This is a genomic window from Peribacillus sp. P4_D6 (assembly GCF_056401795.1).
On sequence record NZ_JBFUIQ010000073.1, the window covers coordinates 1 to 20,820 of the forward strand.

Sequence of the window (20,820 nt, forward strand, 5' to 3'; positions counted from 1 at the left end):
TGCGACACTCCTGCCGAATAACTGGCTAGCCGAGACCCCACAGACGCTTGCGTCGAGGAGGCTTGGCAGACAGTCGGCGGAAAGGGAGCGGATTTCTGAAATCAACTGAAATTTTTAAAAGAAAAAACTGCAGTCAAACTCGCTTTTCTTAGAGTTTCTCTACAGCCAGAGCCCTTCCGTTTGAAGGGTTTTTTCATGAAAAGAAATTTCCAGGTATTTAGTGAGCTGCTAAAAAATCCGTTTAATGGGGATTAAATGGAGGCTCCACTAAAAGGGTTACAACCCTTTTAAAGTTATTTCAGGAAAGAAAATGAAGGTGATTACCCGAAATGTTTCCAAAATTATTAAGGGGTAATTACTTTTGTATTTCACTTTCAATAAAACAACTTTAAACATTCAGATTTATTTTATTATAACTATATAAGATTTAACTATCATCAAAGGAGCGGCATATGAAAAAGTTTTTCATCATCTTCATTTTGGCTTTAATCCCTTTCGCCTCTACGAAGGTAAGTGCAGAATCTGACTTACCTCTCAATAGTGAAGCCGGGATCATTATTGACGCGAAAAGTGGAAAAGTATTATACGGAAAAAACATGGATAAACGTATGTATCCAGCCAGTCTAACGAAAGTGGCCACGGCGATATATGCTATAGAACACGGGGATAAGAACGAACTGGTGACTGTTAGCAAAAAAGCGGCGAAGGCAGACGGGTCTTCCGTATTTATTGAACCTGGGGAGGAAATAGAGCTTTCCAAATTAATTGCAGGCATGCTGATCAACTCCGGAAATGATGCAGCCATCGCAATTGCCGAGCATATGTCTGGCAGTGAAAAATTGTTCATGGAAGATTTGAATGAGTTTTTAAGAAAAGAAGTAAACGTTACCGATACTCATTTTACGAACCCCCATGGATTGTTTGACAAAGACCATGTAACTACGGCCAGTGACCTTGCGAAAATTACCCAATATGCAATGAAAAATGAAACATTCCGTGAGTATTTTGGGAAGAAGGAGTTACCATGGGAAGTGGAAACATGGGACACAACTCTGATTACCCATCATAAAATGTTAAAAGGCGAACTCCCCTATAAGGGAATAACCGGCGGGAAAACCGGTTTCGTAAGTCAATCCGGCTACACCCTGATTTCTACTGCCACTAGAGGAGAACAGGAATTGATTGCTGTCACTCTAAAAGCTCCTTCAGACAAAGTTGCCTACTCTGATACCAGGCTTTTATTCAACTATGGCTTTGAAAACTTTAAATCAGGAAAAATTGATAAAAAAAGCAAACTTTATTCAGCGGATTACTCTAATTCCTACACGCTGAACGAAGACATATACTATACTCATTTAATCAGTGATCAACCTAGTCTAAAAACGAGTAATGATGGAGTGCTTTCAATCATGAACCAAGAAGGGGAAGCAATCGACTCCTTTGACCTTAAAACGGTCGCTGATGTTAGGAACACAGTATTGCCTGCCCCGATTAAACAAGAAACAATCGATGATAAGCTAATTAAATTTTCTGTCCCATCTCTAGGGTTGGGAGGATTTTAAAACTTGTTCCTATACATACCCCAGTTTAAAAAAATAAAAGTGTGCCCTTATCATCCATGAATGATAGGTGCACTCTTTTGTTTTTATTGATGATCCGAGGACAGGACTATACTAATTGGACAGCACAAAGGTACCTGAATTGGAAATGGAGTATATGACCATAATAGTATTAAAAAAACTATTAGGGATGATTTCATGATGTATATCTATAATGATTATGGGGGTACACATACCACGTCTTTGGCTGCCGCCTATCATTTAAAACAATTACCTCAATCGGAAAGAAAACTAACTTCTGAAGAAATATTAAATGTAAAATATTTTAATAAATTAACGAAAAAAGAATTTGGAAAGCTGATTTTTCGCGGGATCGATGAAGATGGCAATTCCGTTTATACAATGGGACATAAAAGAGAGAAACTCGTTGTTCCGGCATTAAAAGAATTGACTTTACTACTGGAAGAGAAATTTCACTTTAACGAAAAAATTGTATTCTCCAATACATCCCCAACTGTCCCTATTGCCATGTCTATAGGGGGATATTTATCAAGGGCATTAAAAATTGATTTCATAGGTGTGCCATTATTAATTATAGGCACCAAACAATGCTGTGATAATATTTTTCGCTTGGTTGAAAACACGAAACAAATAGGAAAAGCAGCGAATGGGGAAAAAGTGATTATAATAGAAAATGAAAAATATAAGTAATCCTATTAAAAATTTACTTAGCCCATCAAAAATCGTTTTTGAAAGTGCAGGCTGTCAACTGTATAGGGAAACAAGTCAACAATTGATGTTGGCTTTTTTTGTTACGCTTCTGGATGGATACATGCTATACAAGAGGTGGTGCTTGCACTTAATCGAACAATAAACCACCACCCGGAAGTGGAGGTTTATTAATGAATCGAGGAAATTACTGTTCTTGCAGGCTGGTTACAGAAACACTTTGTTTTTTATTTGGATCATCAAGGGGATGGATTGTAGCTGTTCCATTTTGTTCATCCACATGCTCAATGTAGATACTTTCCTCATTATAGGTTACAGTAACCATATTTGGTGAAGAAGCAATTTCTTCTGCTCGTTGTGCGTTCATTTTAGCCACCTCCTTTGAATTTGCAACATGTTTAATATTTGTTCCGATTTACTTAGATATACGAGTTGTAATTAAAATTCTTCCAAGAATCCCTTACTTAACGAACTGGTGGGTGAGTTATTTGTATGGCAGTTTTTAAATATTTCGATAACGCACGATAGTTCAAGATAAAATCAGTGGATATAATTACAGAAAATTAAAAAAGTATAGGGGGATGTAAAATGAATAATGAAGGATTTTCGATTTCTACTAATAAAAAGTATTTAGATGTAGATGTAATACATGATTTTTTGAATCATGAAGCTTACTGGTCAAAGGGGATAACTAAGGAAACAGTAATAAAGTCAATTGAAAATACGACCTTATGTTTTGGGGTTTATAAGGGTGAAATAGGAAATGAAGATTGTGATCAAGTTGGATTTGCAAGGGTAATAACCGATTTAGCAACCCATGCGTATCTTTGCGATGTGTTTATATTACCTGACTATCGTAAATTAGGATTATCAAAATGGTTAATGGACGTTATCACCGACCATTCCGAACTAAAAAAGGTTCGCAGGTTTATGTTAGCAACGAATGATGCACATTCATTATATGAAAAATTTGGTTTTAATCAGATTGATAAACCAGAGCTATTTATGCAAAAAGTCGGTAAAACCCCATTTCAACAATAAGTACTTTTAACACAAAGGGATTAGACCCTGCATAATCGTGCACAGAATGTCGGATGTTTCATTTCAACTCCTGCTATTCTGTTGATATAAGGGAGGTCATTGAATGGATTCGCTCAAAAATATGAATGGTGCCATTAAATTCATTGAAGAAAATCTTACGAACGAAATTGACTTTAAAGAAGTTGCAAGGCTCGCTTATTGCTCGGAATATCATTTTAAAAGGATGTTTTCCTTCCTTGCCGGTATTTCACTATCCGAGTATATCCGCCGAAGACGACTTACACTTGCAGCGTTTGAGCTTAAAAATAGCAACATAAAGGTCATTGATATTGCGATAAAGTACGGGTACAGTTCACCAGATTCGTTTGCAAGGGCGTTTCAGCATTTGCATGGTATCACGCCATCAGAAGCGAGAAGTAATGGCCATTCACTTAAAGCCTATCCACCGATGTCCTTCCAATTATCCATTAAAGGAGGCAGTGAAATGAACTATCGAATTGAAGAAAAAGAGGCATTTCACATAATTGGAATTAAAAAAAGGGTTCCAATCATTTTTAACGGGGTCAATCCAGAGATTGCATCTATGTGGAAAAGTTTAGACGAGAAAACGATAAATGAACTTAAAAACCTATCGAATGTCGAACCATTAGGGCTGCTTAGTGCATCCGCGAACTTTTCCGAAGGCCGGTTGGAGGAAAAAGGGGAGCTTGATCATTATATCGGCGCAGCTACAACGAGGGAATGTCCAGATAACTTAATACAGCTGAATGTTGATGCGTCTACGTGGGCGGTATTCGAAGCAGTCGGCCCCTTTCCTGAAACACTGCAAAATGTTTGGGGACGCATTTATTCCGAATGGTTTCCATCCTCTAACTATGAACAAAGAGAAGGGCCGGAAATCCTTTGGAACGAAAATAAAGACATAACCTCACCAACATTTAGAAGTGAAATATGGATCCCTGTTATGAAAAAGTAAGTTTACCAGGCGAGGAATTTATCGGAAGAGCTGTCTTATGGCAGCTTTTTCTTATGGAGCAAACAGGGAAGGATAAGGGAATAAGAGCTAGGTATAATTTGCTTTAACGAGCTATAATGGTGGATAGAAAGTGCTAATATAAGGAGATTGGAAAATGCCTGTTATTGAGTATCAGCAATTTATTAAAGCTCCAGTTGAATTATGTTTTGACCTAGCGAGGAGTGTGGATATCCATACCAAAACGACAGCGAACACAAAGGAAATGGCTGTTGATGGTGTGACAGAAGGGCTATTAGAGGAGGGAGATGCTGTTACTTGGGAAGCCATACACTTTGGTATTAAACAAAGGCTGGAAGCCAAAGTGACACTAATGGAAAAACCAAATAAGTTTGTAGATATTATGGTGAAGGGTGCCTTCCATTCCTTCGTACACACACATCAGTTTAAAGAAGAACCAGGCGGAACTATAATGATGGATACATTTCAATATAAGTCACCGTTCGGTCCAATTGGAGTATTAGCTGATAAGTTGTTTTTAGAGAAGTATATGAGGGCATTTATCGTTTCTCGTGCAAAGGCACTGAAAAAGATTGCCGAGAATAGGTAATAACCTTGTTTAAGACTATACTCTGCTATCATGGGTTGCTGCGGCAGCCTTTTTATGTTCCCCTAGTACCAGGAGGAACTAATTCACTGATTAAGAATGAAGGAGTTGATGAATAATGAAATGATTCCCTGATGATGAAGATGGACAAGTGTTATAAATGTTTTATAGAACTAATGGGTGCTTAGCTGAAGTTCGGAGCTGTCTTTATAACCGGCACCCTAAAGATTAGCGAATGGCTCGGCTCAGCGGTACAACCGTGTTAGGCCCGCGGATACAACCGACCGTTAATTATAATTACGGATCAAATCGTTTGCTGCGATTAGATCTTTTCTTTTGTTTTTATAAGAATAACATAAACAGAACAAATGTTCCAGAGTTAATGTGTAAAATTATTACTTTTTTTCAAAAAATAAATCTTTTAAAAGGATATAGTCGATTCTCTTGAAGATGAACGGACAGGATAGTTTAGCAGCAAGCGAATCATAAATCATATTTTCCAAGGTGGCGCAAAATGAGACTGACGATGGGTATGTATTTGTTTCGGAAATGTGATAAAGGGCAACAGAATGAGTACTCAAAACATGTGAGGTTGACATGACTCATCTTTTGGAAACAAAAAAAGTACTTTGATAATTAAGGTATCAAAGTACTTTTCATTTAACAAACTACCAATCCCATGACATATGACACCCAAAGTCAACATGGCATTTATTCTGCTTACAACAATGATCGTAATGCTCATTATCGCAGCGTTTTTTCTTCTTACAATCATGATGCTCATTATCGCAGCGTTTTTTCTTCTTACAATCATGATGCTCATYATCGCAGCGTTTTTTCTTCTTACAATCGCAATGCTCATTATCGCAGCGTTTTTTCTTCTTACAATCGCAATGCTCATCATCGCAGCGTTTTTTCTTCTTACAATCGCAATGCTCATTATCGCAGCGTTTTTTCTTCTTACAATCGCAATGCTCATCATCACAGCATTTTTTCTTCTTACAGCAATCGTGCTTCTCATTATTGCAGCATTTTTCCTGCTTCCAACAATGATCGTGATGCTCATTGTCGCAGCATTTCTCCTGCTTCCAACAATGATCGTGATGCTCATTGTCGCAGCATTTTTCCTGCTTCCAACAATGATCGTGATGCTCATTGTCGCAGCATTTCTCCTGCTTCCAACAATGATCATGATGCTCATTATCACAGCATTTTTTCTTCCAACAATGATCGTGATGCTCATTATCGTAGTGTTTCTGCTTACAACAATCCTCGTGATAATACATGGAAATGTCACTCCTTTCTATCTTTTAAAATATGAATAAAGGCAAAGCCTCCTCTATTTAGAGAGGGCTTTGCTAGTCAAGATTAAAAACTAATCAACACCGTCATTTACGGAGCAGGAAGAGTATTAGTTGTTGGAGTAGTTGTAGTTTCACAACGACGTTCATTTACGTCGCAAATACCACCGTGTTTATCTACAATAACTTGTCGAGTCACTGTAATTGTAGTGCGTAGTACAATCTTGACTAAAATAGCATTGGCAGTAACAAGTCCTGTAGGGCCGATGACTGGAACGCCTGGTTGAGCAAAGATTCCTTCTATTGTTAATGGGGGTTCTACTACCATATCCTCAGGGCAGGCACCTGGAAAATCTGTATGCTCTTGGAATGGTAAACTAGTTGCAAGTGTGGCTGTTAAAACAGGAGCGGTTGTTCCTGGTGCCGTAAACGTTACCGTAACAGTTACAGGAATAAGCCCGATGTTAACAACTTTGTCCCTAATAATTGTCGTGTTACGGGTAATACCGGCTAGATTCGGTACAACAGATACTGATCTAATTGTGGATCCAGCTGGTATAACAGGAGTAAACGCGGTAAAAGGAAGTGTTGTTTCTGCAACCTTTTGTACCGCTTTTGAGCCTACAACTGAATTAACTAGGACACAGTCGCTGTTTAATGGTGCAGCGAGTTGGCGAGCCGGAGCTTTAAAATTGCAATCGCAAGCAGAAGCGTCGTGAGACTTACAAACCTTACATGATTTTTTGAATTTTGAATCATGATCAAATCTTGAATCATGACCGAATCTTGAATCACTCCCAAAACCCCAGTCGCTGTCGGAACATGCAGAACCCCAGTTGCTGTGCATTGGATTATTTTTACTGAAATTACCCATAAAATCTCAATCCTTTCTTGTAACTATTTTTATTTTCGAAAATGAAATGGAGTGTAGTATCGAACCGTACTAAAGCACTGCCAAAAGCATTTTCGTTGTAGTTACAAAATATAGTATTAATAAAATAAGGTAATTGCTTGGACAGGTTGCTTATATTTGCGGACAAGACGTAAATATTTATCGGGCTTACACTTATATATAATTTGGCATTAGAGGAAGTATGGAACGCGAGTAAAGAAATGGACGAATATAAAGGGAAGCAAAAAGCTAAGTGATGTCAGCGAAAATATAGATAAACCCAAAAAGGACTTCTTTGCTCGCTTTTTACAAAAAGTGAACAAAGAAGTCCTAGGCTCTTTTTAAGGCGTCTGAAATTTCGTTTTTAAATCTATGAGGTTTATAGAAGGGGAATTATTACTTTTATATATTGTTATTTCTTTTGAATACTAAGTGCCAGGGAAGCAAGACAGCCGAGGTATTTTCGGACTGTGCACGTATGCTATAATTATCCAAAAAAGGAGAAATTTTTATGGCGGCGTTAATTATATCAATATATATAACTATTACACTTGTATCGCTCTTTACCTTCGCTGGGCCTTATTCGCCATTGGTGGGACTTGCAGTCGGTATCCCTATACATATCCTAATAGTACTTACACAAATATATAAAGAAATAAAAGTGATTTCTAAAAAACTATAGTAATAGTTTTTTGTCGACTATATGTCCTGTTTATTAGATATAAGAAAAAAAGAAAGGAGTGGGGTTCTTTGGGTATCAATATAGGTGATTTAGTATATCAACTTATTATGTTTATTTTGTTGCTTGGTATGATTTTTGCAGTTTACTTTTTTGTTCGTTCTCTTCTTGCAAGGCTAAACAAACCCAATAACATAGAACAAAAACTTGATAGAGCAATTGAGCTGCTTGAAAAGGATAAAAGAGAGTAATTTCTTTTTATTCTTTTCATTTTTTTGTTTTCTGGTTAGGTCCATAAGAAGTCGAATATAACTTAGTTGTTGAATTTATCTCAATGAATTTTCCATAATCGTTTCTTGTTATCTGGAGTGGAATTTTAATTATTATTATTGCAGATATATTCCGATTTTCGCACATATAACTGGAGTTTCGCAGATATATTCCGATTTTCGAAGATATAATTGGTTTTCCGGTGTAGTTGAAACAAGTATGATTGTCAACAGAACTGCCATGGAAAAAACAAGAATATAAGAATTTCCTTTTATCATAAATAACTCGGACCTTTTTACCTTCTTTGTACAATAAGCTGAAGTTAGTGGGAATTGGATGTCGCAAACAATCATTAGCCATCCTGAGTTTGATATATTTACAGTACAATCAAAAAAGGTGTGAAAAGGGGACAAATAATGGAGAATATTGATCAGTTAAAACGAGCTATTTCAAAACTTGATGAACGTGAGGTAAAGGCTCTTCTAAATTTAATATTTATACGTTCTGAACAATGTGAAGGAGATGAAATGATTCGCATTCTCCAATCAATGAAACAATCATTGTTTCAAGTTTCTAGAAATGAAGAGAAAATAGAACGTCCGCAAACGGTACATATTGTATTTGGTGATTCGCCAGCAGGTAGCTTAAAATTCGCATTTCGCAAAACTACTTATGCAAAAACAGAAGAAATCATTGTGTTACCCGAGATTTTATCGGTGGGTCCAATGAAATCACTTCAAACAAAAGAAGGGATAGAAAATCGTTTTAGATGGTTTAAGAAAAACTATCGTGATGATTTCAATAATCTTGAAGAATATAAACAGGGTATGTTAAAAGCAATCGAGAAAATAAAAGCGATACCACCCTATCAAAAGGTGATTATTTGGACATGTGAGAACGCTGCTGAGCAAACCGGTCTGCGTTTTGTCCTTTATTTATTGAAAAATAAAGTTAATGAAGTGTTCGAACTTAATACGTTTAAAGTATTTCACGAGTTCTACTCATATCCCATGTTAGAAGGAGAACAGTTTCCTCGTTCATCAGGAGAATTGACTCCCGAAAAACTGCTTCATTTATTTGAACAATTTGAGCTTAGTCCCATGAATTTTGCAAAACGTGAAGCTCTTAGTGACGAAGGTCAGAATTTACTGCTGATTGACAATCATTTGAGAACATGGGAGGGTGGCGAGCTTAGGCTTTCAAATATCGAACAAGGTGATGATTTTATCATTCATTGTGCAAAGAAATTACATAAAGAACTGGGTACGCATGATTATATGAAGGCGGCCCGTTTGATTGGTGAAGTCATTGGTCATATGCAGCAATACACCGGTGATGAATGGATAGAATATCGACTCCGTGATTTAATTGTAAAAGAAATATTTGAATATCGGGGGGATTTAAGTGCAATGCGACTATACGAAGTGAAATTAAAAAAAGAGTTACTTCATTAATTCGTGTGTGGGACATGATCTCTTGAACTAAGCTGTTCGCCCCCTCCTTGGATACACATGAAATGGATTCAAAAAAGTTTTTGGTGATTTTTGTGTCATTATCCTATTTAGAACATAAGTTGAATTAACCCATTTAATTTTTTCCTCCTAAAACAAATAAGGAGATGTTTCTATTGTCAAATTGTGGTCATGAATCAAGTTGTGGTAACGATATCGGTGGATTTGGTGGCGGTTTCGCTTTTATAGTCGTTTTGTTTATCCTTTTAATCATCGTTGGAGCTGCTTGTTTCGGCGGAGATAGAGGTAACGATTGCTGTTATCCCGTTCAAGGATATGGCGGTTTCTGCTAACAAATGTATTAAAGAAAAGCCGACCTTTATTGGTCGGCTTCCTTTATGCAAACTTATTTTAATTATCGCGAAGTAAGCTTTATGACTGATTCGATAATCATATCCCAGTCGTCACTATGAATTTCATGCCCTGATCCATCAAGAGTCACTAATTCAGCTTGAGGGATGGCTTTCGCAAGAGCAAGTCCGTGCTCGTATGACAGGGCTGGATCTTCTGTGCCGTGAATGATGAGGACAGGTACGGAAATCTCACCCATTCGATCGAAATATTCATCTCCTCCAGCAAGCATGGCATGATTGAATCTGCTCGGTAGCTGCTTGGCACGGTCTGCTTCTCTTTTTGCCAGTTTATGCATTCTTTCCTGCTCATAGGGTTTGGAACCGGCTAAAGTTTTCCATCCATCCGCAAGATAAGCGATGACCGTCTCCCGATTTGACCAATCAATGGAAGCGCTTTTTGCATGATGATCCAATATGCTCTGGTCCATTGGAGGCAGTTTTTCCATTACAGTCCCGAACACGCTTGATGCAATTAGCGTAAGCGTATTTACACGTTCCGGATATCTTAAGGCAAGAATCTGTCCGATCATACCGCCAAGGGACATCCCAACGATAGAAGCACGTTCTATGGAATAAGCGTCCAGGACACCCGCGGCATCATCAGCCAAATCCGTTATTGTATAGTTGGAGGTACCGGGTTCATAAACGGTAGACCGTCCCAGATCCCGATGGTCGTAGCGAATCACAAATCTCCCCGAATCGGCTAGGCGGAGACAGAAATCATCATCCCACCAATCTAATGAAGACATCGCTCCCATGATCAAAAGCACGGCAGGGTCCTTAGGGTTTCCAAAACTTTCAGTACATATATCGACTTTATTGATTTTCAGTATCTGTTCACTCATGTTTTTTACCTCCGTATTAAATATTATCCAATAGCCGTTACGATGGCGCAGATCAATATATACTTTCCGGAGCATGATGATTGGCCTGCGCTTTTCATTATCGCAGTCTAACCCACTTAATAATCATGACGCGGCCTCCTTTTAATAGTTGTAAAATGGGAGGTATCCCTATATTACTTTAACATGGGGGATATCTTTTCGTCACCAAATTTTCCCACGTTTCCATACAGAAAACCCCGAATACATAGCACTTTTTGGTGCCGTTTATTCGGGGTTTTTAACATGCATTTTATTGAGCGGTATATCCGCCATCTAATACGACTGCCTGGCCTGTGATGCCCCGAGCTTTGTCGCTTGCAAGGAAAATGGCGTAGTCGGCAATTTCACTTACATCGAGTAAGCGGTTTTGTGGGACAAGTGGATAGATGACCTCTTCCAAAACGCTTTCTAACGGTACCTGTCTTGTTTTTGCCAGGTCCTCCAATTGACCGCGGACGAGAGGCGTGTCTACGTATCCTGGGCAAAGGGCATTGACGGTTATGCCAAAAGAGGCGCTTTCCAGGGCGGCGACTTTCGTCAAGCCGATTACACCGTGTTTGGCACTATTGTATGCGGCTTTGTTGGCGAATCCAATCAGGCCGTTAATGGAAGAGATGTTGATGATTCTGCCGAAGCTTTGTTCTTTCATGATTGGCAAAACGTTCTTAATTGAAATGAATGGCGCGGTCAGCATGATTTTGATCATCAGTTCGAATTTTTCAGTTGGAAATTCTTCAATTGGTGCAACATGCTGAAGGCCGGCGTTATTGATGAAAATATCGATTCGTCCATATTTGTCTTTAGCTTGTTTGATTAGTTGGATAATATCCTCTTCACTTGTTACGTCAGCTTTTAAGCCGATAACCTCCAAGCCGTTGTTCCTTAGGTCCAGAGCAGCTTTTTCAACTGTGTTTTGATCAAGGTCGGACAAAACGACCTTTGCTCCATTTTTAGCAAATATCTTTCCGATCTCAAAGCCGATTCCTCTAGCAGATCCGGTAATGATCGCCACTTTATCTTTAACCATATTACATTCCTCCAATAAAAAATGTAATGGTCCAAGTCTGTCATTTTATGTCGTGAACAGGGAAGTATTCCGTAGAGTAAGTATATAAAGGGAAGGGTATAAAAATATGGTTTAGGTTAATGAGTAAGAGTCTATCATGATTTTCAAGATAAAAAAAGAATTTTATTTCCCCTTATCATTGGCATGGATATTGCATATATAAAAAGGTGAGTAAATAAAGGTAATTGAAACGGAAAGGGGAAGCTGGATGATTAAAAAAATAGCCATTATCGGTTCAGGTGTAATGGGTAGTGGGATCGCTCAGTCTTTTGCAGTTAGCGGGTATTTCGTCACCATTAACGATATAAAGGAAGAGCTGCTAAACCATGCCCAAAATCGAATTTCTGAGAATCTATCATTGCTCATCGAGGAAGGGGCTTTGACTGGTCGGGAAAAGCAAGGTGCATTAGCGAATATTACATACAGCGTGGACTTGGAAGGGGCAGTAAGGGATGCTGATTTTATCATTGAGGCGATTCCGGAAGTCATCGAGCTGAAATTAAATCTATATCAGCAACTGGAGGAAATAATCAAACCGGATGCCATTGTTGCTTCAAATACATCGACCTTTCCGATTTCCCAATTGATGGAGAAGGCCTCGTTTGCGGAGCGAATGGTCATCACGCATTTCTTTAATCCTGGCCATTTGGTTCCATTGGTTGAAATTGTTCAGCATGACGAAACGAAGCCGGAAATCGTCAAGACAACCATGGATTTAATGCGTAAAATCGGCAAGTCTCCGATTCTCTTGAAAAAAGAAATAGCAGGGTTCATTGCCAATCGTCTCCAGACTGCCTTGATGCGTGAAGCCTTTTATCTATTAAAAGAGGGCGTTGCCGATGCCGAGGATATCGATACGGCGATAACGGCTGGACCAGGTTTTCGCTGGGCATTTACCGGGCCGATCGAGATTGCCGATTTTGGCGGACTTGATACATGGCAGCGTGTTTTCGATAATGTTTCACCGGTATTGGACCAGAGTAAGGAAGCGCCTGCTTTGATTCGTGATTTGGTGGCTGAGGGAAAGCTTGGGACGAAGTCGGGAGAAGGCATTTTTACGTATGAAGAATCTACCGTTTCTCAAAAAATCAATGAGAGGGACCGTAATTTTATTAAACTGGGAAAATTAAAAATGGAGAAGGAGGAAGTATTATGAGAGAAGTGGTGATTGTAGGGGCAGCAAGAACACCGGTTGGTGCGTTTGGAGGCAGTCTGACCAATGTTTCGGCGGTTGACTTGGGAGTTGTGGCAGCTAAGGAAGCGATTAAGCGGGCAAATATTTCGGCTGACATGATCGATGAGGTATTGGTTGGGAATATTCTATCTGCTGGATTAGGGCAAAATGTGGCACGTCAGGTTGCGATTCATGCAGGTATTCCGGAAACAACGCCGGCCATGGCGATTAATAAACTTTGCGRATCTGGCCTCCGTACGGTCATAATGGGAGCGCAATTCATTGCCCTTGGTGATGCGGAGGTGATTCTTGCCGGGGGGATTGAAAGCATGAGCAATGCTCCGTATTTACTTCCAAATTATCGTTTTGGACAGAAAATGGGCAATGCTGAAGCGATCGATTCAATGACTTATGACGCCTTAACGGATGTTTTTAATCAATATCATATGGGCGTGACAGCGGAGAATATCGCCGAGCAGTGGGGGATCAGCCGTGAAAAGCAGGATGAATTTGCTTTAGAAAGCCAAATGAAGGCTGAAAAGGCGCAGCTTGAAGGACTATTTGCAGAGGAAATCGCACCTGTTGAATATAAACGCAGAGGAAAGACGATTTTGGTGGAACAAGATGAACACCCGCGTCATGGGCTGACGATAGACCAGCTAACGAAGCTGCGTCCTGCATTTAAGGAAAATGGAACGGTTACGGCAGGTAATGCCTCGGGAATCAATGATGGGGGTGCGATGTTAGTCCTGATGTCTAAAGAAAAAGCGGACGAGCTGGGACTGGAAGCATTAGCGACAATCAAGTCATATGCAAACGCTGCGCTTGATCCGAAAATCATGGGATATGGTCCGGTTCCTGCGACAAGGAAAGCTTTGGCAAAAGCGGGATTGACAATAGATGATATTGAATTGTTGGAAGTGAATGAAGCCTTTGCGGCACAGTCACTCGCCGTGCTTAAGGACCTTGAACTGAGGCCGGAGAAAGTGAATGTGAATGGCGGGGCGATTGCCCTGGGTCATCCGGTAGGCGCTTCCGGTGCCCGCATCTTAGTGACTTTATTGTATGAAATGAAGCGCCGGGATGCAAAAACAGGCCTTGCCACCTTATGTATCGGCGGCGGACAGGGAACTGCGCTGATTGTGGAACGGTAATGACTTGGCCTCATTTTCCTATGATATAATGGAGGAAACTTCGGACGGGTTAAGGAGAAGAGGAATGGCCAGCGATAATGAAACGATTCAATTGGAATTAGTGAAAGCGATATTGGAAGAATTGCCTTTTGGTGTTTTGGTAACGAAAAACGAAAAAGAAATCGTTCTATGCAATCGCGTATTATCCAAGGCTTTTGCTGAGAATCAATTTGATCGGCAAATACATTTGATTTTAGAAAAAAACCTTGTACCAGCTGTAAATACTCCGATCCGTTTGAATGAGAATAATGGGATTGTCAGAAAGGCCATCATTCAAATGGGGGATGAGGAGTATCAGATTTACCTCCTATTATTTACAAATAATAAAAGTGATTTTCTTAATATCGATAATCATGAAGAAATTCTGTTTAAGGATATTATCGAGTTTGCCTATGACGGCTTGGTGATGGTCGATACGGAAGGGTATGTCCAAATGCTGAGCCATGCTTATGCGGATTTTCTGGGGGTCGATCAGGAAAGCTCCATAGGGAAACATGTAACGGAGGTCATTGAAAACACCCGTATGCATGTGGTCGCCAAAACTGGCAAGCAAGAGGTTGCTGAATTACAAAAAATTAAAGATAATTATATAATTGCGACCCGTTCCCCGATAAGGAAACAAGGCAAGTTAATAGGGGCGGTCGGGAAGATTCTTTTTAAGAATGTCGGGCAATTCACCGCTCTTTCCAAGCGGATAAATTCTCTTGAAGTAGAGCTGAAAAAGTACAAAGGCGATTTTCGCGAGAGAAATAAGGCCTCATATACGTTTGATCATTTGATTGGAAGAAGCCCCGCTTTCATGGAAGTGAAAGGTCAGGCCAAAATTGCCGCTAAAAGCGACTCGAATGTATTGATTTTGGGTGAAAGCGGAACAGGTAAGGAGCTGTTTGCCCATTCCATTCATAATGACAGCAGACGGGCCATGGGTGTGTTTGTCAAAGTGAACTGTGCCGCCATCCCGGCGGAACTGCTGGAGTCAGAGCTATTTGGCTATGAAGAGGGTTCTTTCACTGGTGCAAAAAAAGGCGGAAAAGCGGGTAAGTTCGAAGCGGCTGAAGGCGGTACGATTTTTCTGGATGAAATCGGTGAGCTGCCACTGCATATGCAGGTGAAGCTGCTCCGTGTTTTACAAGAGAAAGAGATTGAGAGGGTCGGTTCGACGGGAAGTATTCCGATTGATGTACGGGTAATCGCTGCAACGAACCGTAATCTGGAGGAAATGGTCTCGAAAGGGGAGTTCCGGCTTGATATGTATTACCGATTGAAGGTCCTGCAAATCCATGTTCCTTCCTTAAGGGAGCGACCGGAGGACATTGAAATACTGGTAAATCATCTTGTTGAAAAGTACCAGAATCTCATGAAGAAACGCGTAAGAGGGATGAGCGATCAAGCATTGCGCCTGCTTCGTCTTTATAAATGGCCGGGGAATATTCGTGAGTTGGAGAATATCATTGAACGCGCAATGAATATAGTTGAAGAAGGGGAAATGATACGTTCCAAGCATCTCCCTAAAGAAATAACGGGTCATAAAGAAGCCGTCTCGATCCGCACCTTGGCTGAAGTAATGGATGAAACCGAACGGGCGGCGATCGTTTCCTGTTTGGAAATGACTTCTGGCAATAAATCAGAAACGGCAAAGAGACTCGGAGTGAGCCGAACAACACTGTATGAAAAAATGAATAAATATGGTTTATGATTGAAGAAAGGACCCTTTTGCCAAAGGGTTCAGACTGCAGGAAAATTCGAAATAAATCGAGTTTGCCTGCAGTTTTTTTATTTTTAAAACGTGCAAGATGCTTTCAGAAGTCCGCTCCCTTTCCGCCAAATGTAAGCGAATGCCTGAATCCCCCTCCCCAAGCTTTTACTAGCAAATATTTGCGTGTGTTAGGAAATCCGTACATAAAACGAAAGGGAATTTAAAAGTTGTAAGAAAAGTCTTACACTTTTTTGGAGTTTATCTTTGTGTGTACTGAAACCTTTACAGTTTTAAGTGATTTTAGGGAAGGAAATGTTTGAAAAAGCTTTAAAAGATGAGATTTTTCCTTGTATTTAAGTTGGCACAATAATTGCATAATTACTTTAGTGAATGGCCCATCTGTCATTTTATATTGTGTTTCCACGTAAAATGAAAAGGGATTATTGAAAGCGTTCTCAATGTTTAGGGGATATTTAGGGGGATCATTCAGCTTGACTTGGGGAAGGCAGGCTTGAATGGTAAAAGCGGAAAAATTAAAAATATGGATTTTAGGAGATTGCTAGTCCTATTTAACGGCTTCCGAATTATTTTGGGGCAAGGGGAGAAAAGGGGGAATTGAATTGGTGATTCAAATTTTAGCCATTGTGGTGGCACTGGGACTTTTAATTTTTTTAGCCTACCGGGGCTATCCGGTCATTATCATAGCGCCGATTGTTACTTTATTGGCGGTCATTTTATCCGGCGGACATTTGCTGCCGAGTTATACAGAGACATATATGACGTTTGCGGCTAACTATATAAAAGCGTTTTTTCCGATATTTTTATTAGGGGCCGTATTTGGAAAAGTCATGGAGATGAGCGGTGCAGCTGCATCCATTGCCAAGACCATCGTAAAATCACTAGGCTCCAAGCAGGCTATTCTTGCTGTAGTGCTGGCGTGCTCGGCGCTGACATATGGCGGGGTTTCATTGTTTGTAGTGGCATTCGCCGTTTATCCATTTGCAGCGGCAATTTTTAAGGAAGCAGACATTCCAAAAAGATTATTGCCGGGTACGATAGCATTGGGTGCCTTCACATATACGATGGATGCCCTTCCTGGAACACCTCAGATTCAAAATATCATTCCAACGAATTATTTCGGAACAGATACTTATGCAGCTCCAATCATGGGGATTATTGGCGCGATCATGGTATTCACTGGAGGAATGATCTGGTTAGAGCGTCGCCGTAAACAAGCGGTGGCAAATGGTGAAGGCTACGGGGAAGGACATATCAATGAGCCAGAAAGTGCAGAACAGCAAAACCTGCCTAACTTTTGGCTGTCCATCGTACCGCTCATCCTTGTCGTAGCGTTTAATTTTGCTTTCAGCCGCAGTGCCATTTCGGTTAAGCATTGGTATGATGCTTCGATGTTGAAGGAAACTTTCAACATTGCCGATGTAAGCACAGTCACTTCATCCTGGTCTTTGATTGTTGCCTTGGCAATCGGCATCATTGCAGCGATGCTTCTGAATGTTGGACGCATCAAGGTCAAATTGGCTAGTGGATTAACAGCTGCGGCAATGGGATCATTGCTTGCCATATTCAATACTGCATCTGAAGTTGGCTTTGGGAATGTGGTGAAAACACTTCCTGGATTCTCGGTCATTCAAAACTGGGTGTTCAATGCAAGCGGTAATCCGCTCGTATCCGAAGCTATTGCCGTCAATGTGCTGGCAGGGATTACCGGGTCCGCATCAGGTGGACTTTCGATTGCGCTAGAAGTGATGGGAAGTCACTATTTGCAGGTGGCCCAAAGTGTCGGAATCACCCCGGAAATGCTTCATCGAATAGCATCCATGGCATCTGGCGGAATGGATACGCTGCCGCATAATGGTGCCGTCATTACCTTGCTTGCCATTACTGGACTGACACATCGTCAATCTTACAAGGATATTTTTGCGATTACGATTTTGAAAACAGTGACCGTGTTCATCATAGCTTTTGCAACATCACTGTTTATTTAATAGAATAGTATTAAGAATGGAGATGATGGAAAATGAGTAAATTATTAACATCTTTTGATAGCGCTATTCAACAAATCGAGGATGGAGCAACCATTATCGTAGGCGGGTTCGGATTAAGCGGAATACCAGAGAAACTTATCATTGCTTTGCGTAACAAAGGTGTAAAGGATTTGACGATTGTCAGCAACAATTGCGGGGTCGATGACTGGGGTCTGGGTCTATTGCTGGAAAATAAACAAATCAAAAAAATGATCGCTTCTTATGTTGGGGAAAATAAGTTATTTGAACAGCAATTTTTAAGTGGCGAGCTGGAGGTCGAACTAGTTCCCCAAGGAACGCTGGCCGAGCGTTTAAGAGCGGGCGGAGCGGGGATTCCTGCCTTTTATACAGCTACAGGGGTAGGGACGGAAGTCGCAAAAGGTAAAGAACATAAAGAGTTTGATGGTCGCACATACATTATGGAAAAAGGAATAGTAGGAGATTTTGCCTTTGTAAAAGCTTGGAAAGCAGATCATTTCGGTAATCTTGTATATCGGAAAACGGCAAGGAATTTTAATCCTGTCGTTGCCACCGCAGGGAAAGTCACGCTTGTCGAAGTGGAGGAACTTGTGGGCACAGGGGAGCTCGATCCAGATGAAATTCATACTTCAGGGGTTTATGTACAAAAGGTGCTTGTAGGAAATGACTATGAAAAACGAATTGAAAGACTTACAACTGCTAACGCATAAAAAGGAGGAGTATCGAATGACTAGACAACTAATTTTAGAACGGGCCGTTAAAGAAATCAAAGATGGGATGTGTGTGAATTTAGGGATTGGAATGCCGACCTTGATTGCCAACATGATTCCAAATGACTTTAATGTCATGCTTCAATCGGAAAATGGCTTACTCGGAATCGGGCCTTATCCCCAAAAGGATGAAGTTGATCCGGATTTGATCAATGCAGGAAAAGAAACGGTAACGGCAAAAGCGGGGGCATCATTTTTTGATAGCGCTGAATCATTTGCGATGATTCGCGGCGGCCACATCGATCTAGCCATTTTAGGCGGGATGGAAGTTTCCGAGAATGGGGACTTGGCAAACTGGATGATTCCAGGGAAGATGGTAAAAGGAATGGGAGGAGCGATGGACCTCGTACAAGGCGCAAAACGAATTGTTGTCATCATGGACCATGTGAACAAGCATGGGGAATCCAAAGTGAAAAAAAGCTGTACATTGCCATTGACGGGAGAAAAAGTCGTCCATTGCCTGATTACCGAACTGGCCGTTTTTCAATTTACAGACGCTGGCATGGAATTGATTGAATTGCAAAATGGCGTAACACTTGATGAAGTGAAAAGTAAAACAGAGGCTGACTTTACAATAAGCCCCTCTATTGAAATCAAAGCGTAAGGTTAAGAGATTAATAAAATAATTCATGATTAGACGGCTTTCATTCGCAAACGGGCGAACGGAAGCCGTCTAATTTTTTGGGAGAAATTCCATTTCTATTAATGAAGGAACGACAGGCCTTTTCACCTCAGTTATCAATACTTGGCAGGCAGTCGGCGGAAAGGGAGCGGATTTCTGAAAGAGGGTATGTTTAATGGATTTCCACTCCAGGCACTCGCTTTCCGCGGGCGGTCCGCCCTCGACGCTTCGCGCCTGTGGGGTCTMCCTTGGCCWCGCTTTTCCCACAGGAGTCTCGTACCTTCCGTTCCAATCAACTTAGTTTTAATAGATAGAACTCCATGTTTCTTATGTTTTTTTGTTTGTAAGACTCGAACGTTGATTTCCACTCCAAGCACTCGCTTTCCGCGGGCGGTCCGCCCTCGACGCTTCACGCCTGCGGGGTCTCCCTTGGCCACGTTTCCCCGCAGGAGTCTCGTACCTTCCGTTCCAATTAATTGGAACTTCTAAAATTTAAAATCACTTTACAGTATAAATGTTAAGGTGTCCTTATATTTCATTATTAGGTCCATATTTGTTGCTTCCAGGAAGTTTCTTGATCTTATTCCAGGCTTCAATTGCTTCTGCACGACTTTTACCTTGATTTTTCGGATAAGCAAAGAAGTCACTAGTGAATTGATTGTATTCAAATTGAGGTGCAATCTTTTTCTTGAATGTGGGGTCTTTCTTTCGTTCTTCTCCTTCATACCAAGCATCTACAGCATCACGATACGTTTTCCCTACGTTACTTTTAAAGTAGTTTTGAATATATGTTGAAAAACGGAATTTAGGGATAAAAGTCTTGAAAAAGGCTCTCACATCTTGACTACAACGATGTTTTCTGTAATGACTGTATCAAGGTTTAAATGTACTTGAGGCTCAACCGTCCTGTTGATTTTTGTTTTTCTAATAGGATTTTTTATCTTTCCTGTCCGAAGAAATGTTTCAATCCTATCGGAAATTTCTATCTTTGAACAGTAGAACTTATCCCGTTTTCCCTGCAAAACGTTTGCAATTCCTCTTTCAACCAATAGAAATCTTTGAAACTTTCAATGCTAATATCTTTTGATAGATTAGGTCTCAAACAAAACACTTCCTTAAATTCCATTATATACCATTATAGAACGAATGTTCTTTCTATTCAAAACAACAAATTCAAAAACAACAATTTACGAAAACAGCCTTTAGAAAAAAACACAGTCGGCTCATCTTGAAACATGTTGAAGACTAGATTATTCTTCATGTTTTTATACTGTAACCCTTAAAGGATGGAAGAAATGTGCGACACTCCTGCCGAAAAACTGGCTAGCCGAGACCCCACAGACGCTTGCGTCGAGGAGGCTTGGCAGACAGTCGGCGGAAAGGGAGCGGATTTCTGAAATCAGCTGGAACGTTTATTAAGAAAAAACTGTAGACTACTCTGATCTGCCCCGTAAATGTTAGACACCAAACTAACAT

19 protein-coding genes and 1 pseudogene are annotated in these 20,820 nt (G+C 40.4%); 14 read left to right on the forward strand and 6 right to left on the reverse strand.

Annotation, left to right across the window (positions count from 1 at the left end; translation table 11 throughout):
- Nucleotides 1-452 precede the first annotated feature (452 nt).
- Both AC1DVB_RS18300 and AC1DVB_RS18305 read left to right on the forward strand, forming a co-directional pair.
- Nucleotides 453-1,562 carry a D-alanyl-D-alanine carboxypeptidase family protein gene (locus tag AC1DVB_RS18300; RefSeq protein WP_477590330.1) on the forward strand — a complete coding sequence of 370 codons (1,110 nt, stop codon included), beginning with the start codon at nt 453-455 and terminating at the stop codon, nt 1,560-1,562.
- Nucleotides 1,563-1,757: 195 nt separating this feature from the next.
- Nucleotides 1,758-2,270, forward strand: a complete 513-nt coding sequence (locus tag AC1DVB_RS18305) for a DUF3189 family protein (RefSeq protein ID WP_098866146.1) — start codon at nt 1,758-1,760, stop codon at nt 2,268-2,270.
- Nucleotides 2,271-2,475: 205 nt separating this feature from the next.
- On the opposite strand, the gene AC1DVB_RS18310 is transcribed toward AC1DVB_RS18305, so the two are convergent.
- A complete protein-coding gene (locus tag AC1DVB_RS18310) occupies nt 2,476-2,655 on the reverse strand; it encodes a small acid-soluble spore protein H (RefSeq protein WP_054399815.1) in 180 nt (59 codons plus the stop codon).
- A gap of 221 nt (nt 2,656-2,876) precedes the next feature.
- Here AC1DVB_RS18310 and AC1DVB_RS18315 point away from each other — a divergent pair, with 221 nt between their 5' ends.
- The 3 genes from AC1DVB_RS18315 to AC1DVB_RS18325 all read left to right on the forward strand — a co-directional run bounded on the left by AC1DVB_RS18315 (nt 2,877) and on the right by AC1DVB_RS18325 (nt 4,912).
- Nucleotides 2,877-3,329, forward strand: coding sequence for a GNAT family N-acetyltransferase (locus AC1DVB_RS18315; protein WP_063575303.1), 453 nt, complete (start codon nt 2,877-2,879; stop codon nt 3,327-3,329).
- 103 nt (nt 3,330-3,432) lie between these two features.
- Nucleotides 3,433-4,305, forward strand: coding sequence for an AraC family transcriptional regulator (locus AC1DVB_RS18320; protein ID WP_377333468.1), 873 nt, complete (start codon nt 3,433-3,435; stop codon nt 4,303-4,305).
- Nucleotides 4,306-4,459: 154 nt separating this feature from the next.
- Nucleotides 4,460-4,912 (forward strand): SRPBCC family protein, encoded by a 453-nt coding sequence (locus tag AC1DVB_RS18325; RefSeq protein WP_057276932.1) that lies wholly within the window; start codon nt 4,460-4,462, stop codon nt 4,910-4,912.
- 574 nt (nt 4,913-5,486) lie between these two features.
- Here AC1DVB_RS18325 and AC1DVB_RS18330 read toward each other — a convergent pair.
- Together AC1DVB_RS18330 and AC1DVB_RS18335 are read right to left on the reverse strand one after the other, a co-directional pair.
- Nucleotides 5,487-6,206, reverse strand: coding sequence for a hypothetical protein (locus AC1DVB_RS18330; RefSeq protein WP_477590333.1), 720 nt, complete (start codon nt 6,204-6,206; stop codon nt 5,487-5,489).
- 95 nt (nt 6,207-6,301) lie between these two features.
- Complete coding sequence (locus AC1DVB_RS18335) at nt 6,302-7,084, reverse strand: hypothetical protein (RefSeq protein ID WP_239858872.1); 783 nt, start codon at nt 7,082-7,084, stop codon at nt 6,302-6,304.
- 768 nt (nt 7,085-7,852) lie between these two features.
- On the opposite strand from AC1DVB_RS18335, the gene AC1DVB_RS18340 reads away from it, so the two are divergent.
- The 3 genes from AC1DVB_RS18340 to AC1DVB_RS18350 all read left to right on the forward strand — a co-directional run bounded on the left by AC1DVB_RS18340 (nt 7,853) and on the right by AC1DVB_RS18350 (nt 9,855).
- Complete coding sequence (locus AC1DVB_RS18340; RefSeq protein ID WP_477590335.1) at nt 7,853-8,032, forward strand: DUF4083 domain-containing protein; 180 nt, start codon at nt 7,853-7,855, stop codon at nt 8,030-8,032.
- Nucleotides 8,033-8,467: 435 nt separating this feature from the next.
- Nucleotides 8,468-9,505, forward strand: a complete 1,038-nt coding sequence (locus tag AC1DVB_RS18345; RefSeq protein ID WP_477590337.1) for a DUF1835 domain-containing protein — start codon at nt 8,468-8,470, stop codon at nt 9,503-9,505.
- Nucleotides 9,506-9,678: 173 nt separating this feature from the next.
- The gene (locus tag AC1DVB_RS18350) at nt 9,679-9,855 is read left to right on the forward strand and encodes a YjcZ family sporulation protein (RefSeq protein ID WP_244645179.1); all 177 of its coding nucleotides are present in this window, start codon (nt 9,679-9,681) and stop codon (nt 9,853-9,855) included.
- A 62-nt stretch (nt 9,856-9,917) separates the two neighbouring features.
- Here AC1DVB_RS18350 and mleCBF read toward each other — a convergent pair whose 3' ends face one another.
- Together mleCBF and AC1DVB_RS18360 are read right to left on the reverse strand one after the other, a co-directional pair.
- On the reverse strand, nt 9,918-10,760 hold the full coding sequence (gene mleCBF / locus AC1DVB_RS18355; RefSeq protein ID WP_477590340.1) for a CBF family alpha/beta fold macrolide esterase: 843 nt from the start codon (nt 10,758-10,760) through the stop codon (nt 9,918-9,920).
- A gap of 289 nt (nt 10,761-11,049) precedes the next feature.
- Entirely contained in the window at nt 11,050-11,826 is a 777-nt protein-coding gene (locus AC1DVB_RS18360) for a 3-hydroxybutyrate dehydrogenase (protein WP_477590342.1), read from the reverse strand.
- A gap of 247 nt (nt 11,827-12,073) precedes the next feature.
- Between AC1DVB_RS18360 and AC1DVB_RS18365 the strand changes: the two genes are divergently transcribed.
- The 6 genes from AC1DVB_RS18365 to AC1DVB_RS18390 all read left to right on the forward strand — a co-directional run bounded on the left by AC1DVB_RS18365 (nt 12,074) and on the right by AC1DVB_RS18390 (nt 19,326).
- Nucleotides 12,074-13,021, forward strand: coding sequence for a 3-hydroxyacyl-CoA dehydrogenase family protein (locus AC1DVB_RS18365; protein WP_477590344.1), 948 nt, complete (start codon nt 12,074-12,076; stop codon nt 13,019-13,021).
- The gene (locus tag AC1DVB_RS18370) at nt 13,018-14,193 is read left to right on the forward strand and encodes an acetyl-CoA C-acetyltransferase (protein ID WP_477590346.1); all 1,176 of its coding nucleotides are present in this window, start codon (nt 13,018-13,020) and stop codon (nt 14,191-14,193) included. The genes AC1DVB_RS18365 and AC1DVB_RS18370 overlap by 4 nt, the downstream gene beginning before the upstream one ends.
- A 64-nt stretch (nt 14,194-14,257) precedes the next feature.
- Complete coding sequence (locus tag AC1DVB_RS18375; RefSeq protein ID WP_239858839.1) at nt 14,258-15,928, forward strand: sigma-54 interaction domain-containing protein; 1,671 nt, start codon at nt 14,258-14,260, stop codon at nt 15,926-15,928.
- Between the two features lie 620 nt (nt 15,929-16,548).
- On the forward strand, nt 16,549-17,934 hold the full coding sequence (locus tag AC1DVB_RS18380; protein WP_034309720.1) for a GntP family permease: 1,386 nt from the start codon (nt 16,549-16,551) through the stop codon (nt 17,932-17,934).
- Nucleotides 17,935-17,966: 32 nt separating this feature from the next.
- Complete coding sequence (locus tag AC1DVB_RS18385; protein WP_034309718.1) at nt 17,967-18,662, forward strand: CoA transferase subunit A; 696 nt, start codon at nt 17,967-17,969, stop codon at nt 18,660-18,662.
- A gap of 16 nt (nt 18,663-18,678) precedes the next feature.
- Nucleotides 18,679-19,326 (forward strand): 3-oxoacid CoA-transferase subunit B, encoded by a 648-nt coding sequence (locus AC1DVB_RS18390; RefSeq protein ID WP_057276918.1) that lies wholly within the window; start codon nt 18,679-18,681, stop codon nt 19,324-19,326.
- Between the two features lie 546 nt (nt 19,327-19,872).
- On the opposite strand, the pseudogene AC1DVB_RS18395 reads toward AC1DVB_RS18390, so the two are convergent.
- A pseudogene (locus tag AC1DVB_RS18395) lies at nt 19,873-20,446 on the reverse strand (DUF6434 domain-containing protein).
- Nucleotides 20,447-20,820 lie beyond the last annotated feature (374 nt).

Bases quoted from the DNA above. Each gene is read 5' to 3' on its own strand.
- AC1DVB_RS18305 (WP_098866146.1), top strand. From the start codon at position 1,758: ATGATGTATATCTATAATGATTATGGGGGTACACATACCACGTCTTTG.
- AC1DVB_RS18335 (WP_239858872.1), bottom strand. From the start codon at position 7,084: ATGGGTAATTTCAGTAAAAATAATCCAATGCACAGCAACTGGGGTTCT.
- mleCBF (WP_477590340.1), bottom strand. From the start codon at position 10,760: ATGAGTGAACAGATACTGAAAATCAATAAAGTCGATATATGTACTGAA.
- AC1DVB_RS18315 (WP_063575303.1), top strand. From the start codon at position 2,877: ATGAATAATGAAGGATTTTCGATTTCTACTAATAAAAAGTATTTAGAT.
- AC1DVB_RS18325 (WP_057276932.1), top strand. From the start codon at position 4,460: ATGCCTGTTATTGAGTATCAGCAATTTATTAAAGCTCCAGTTGAATTA.
- AC1DVB_RS18345 (WP_477590337.1), top strand. From the start codon at position 8,468: ATGGAGAATATTGATCAGTTAAAACGAGCTATTTCAAAACTTGATGAA.
- AC1DVB_RS18390 (WP_057276918.1), top strand. From the start codon at position 18,679: ATGACTAGACAACTAATTTTAGAACGGGCCGTTAAAGAAATCAAAGAT.
- AC1DVB_RS18385 (WP_034309718.1), top strand. From the start codon at position 17,967: ATGAGTAAATTATTAACATCTTTTGATAGCGCTATTCAACAAATCGAG.
- AC1DVB_RS18365 (WP_477590344.1), top strand. From the start codon at position 12,074: ATGATTAAAAAAATAGCCATTATCGGTTCAGGTGTAATGGGTAGTGGG.
- AC1DVB_RS18300 (WP_477590330.1), top strand. From the start codon at position 453: ATGAAAAAGTTTTTCATCATCTTCATTTTGGCTTTAATCCCTTTCGCC.
- AC1DVB_RS18320 (WP_377333468.1), top strand. From the start codon at position 3,433: ATGGATTCGCTCAAAAATATGAATGGTGCCATTAAATTCATTGAAGAA.
- AC1DVB_RS18360 (WP_477590342.1), bottom strand. From the start codon at position 11,826: ATGGTTAAAGATAAAGTGGCGATCATTACCGGATCTGCTAGAGGAATC.
- AC1DVB_RS18375 (WP_239858839.1), top strand. From the start codon at position 14,258: ATGGCCAGCGATAATGAAACGATTCAATTGGAATTAGTGAAAGCGATA.
- AC1DVB_RS18310 (WP_054399815.1), bottom strand. From the start codon at position 2,655: ATGAACGCACAACGAGCAGAAGAAATTGCTTCTTCACCAAATATGGTT.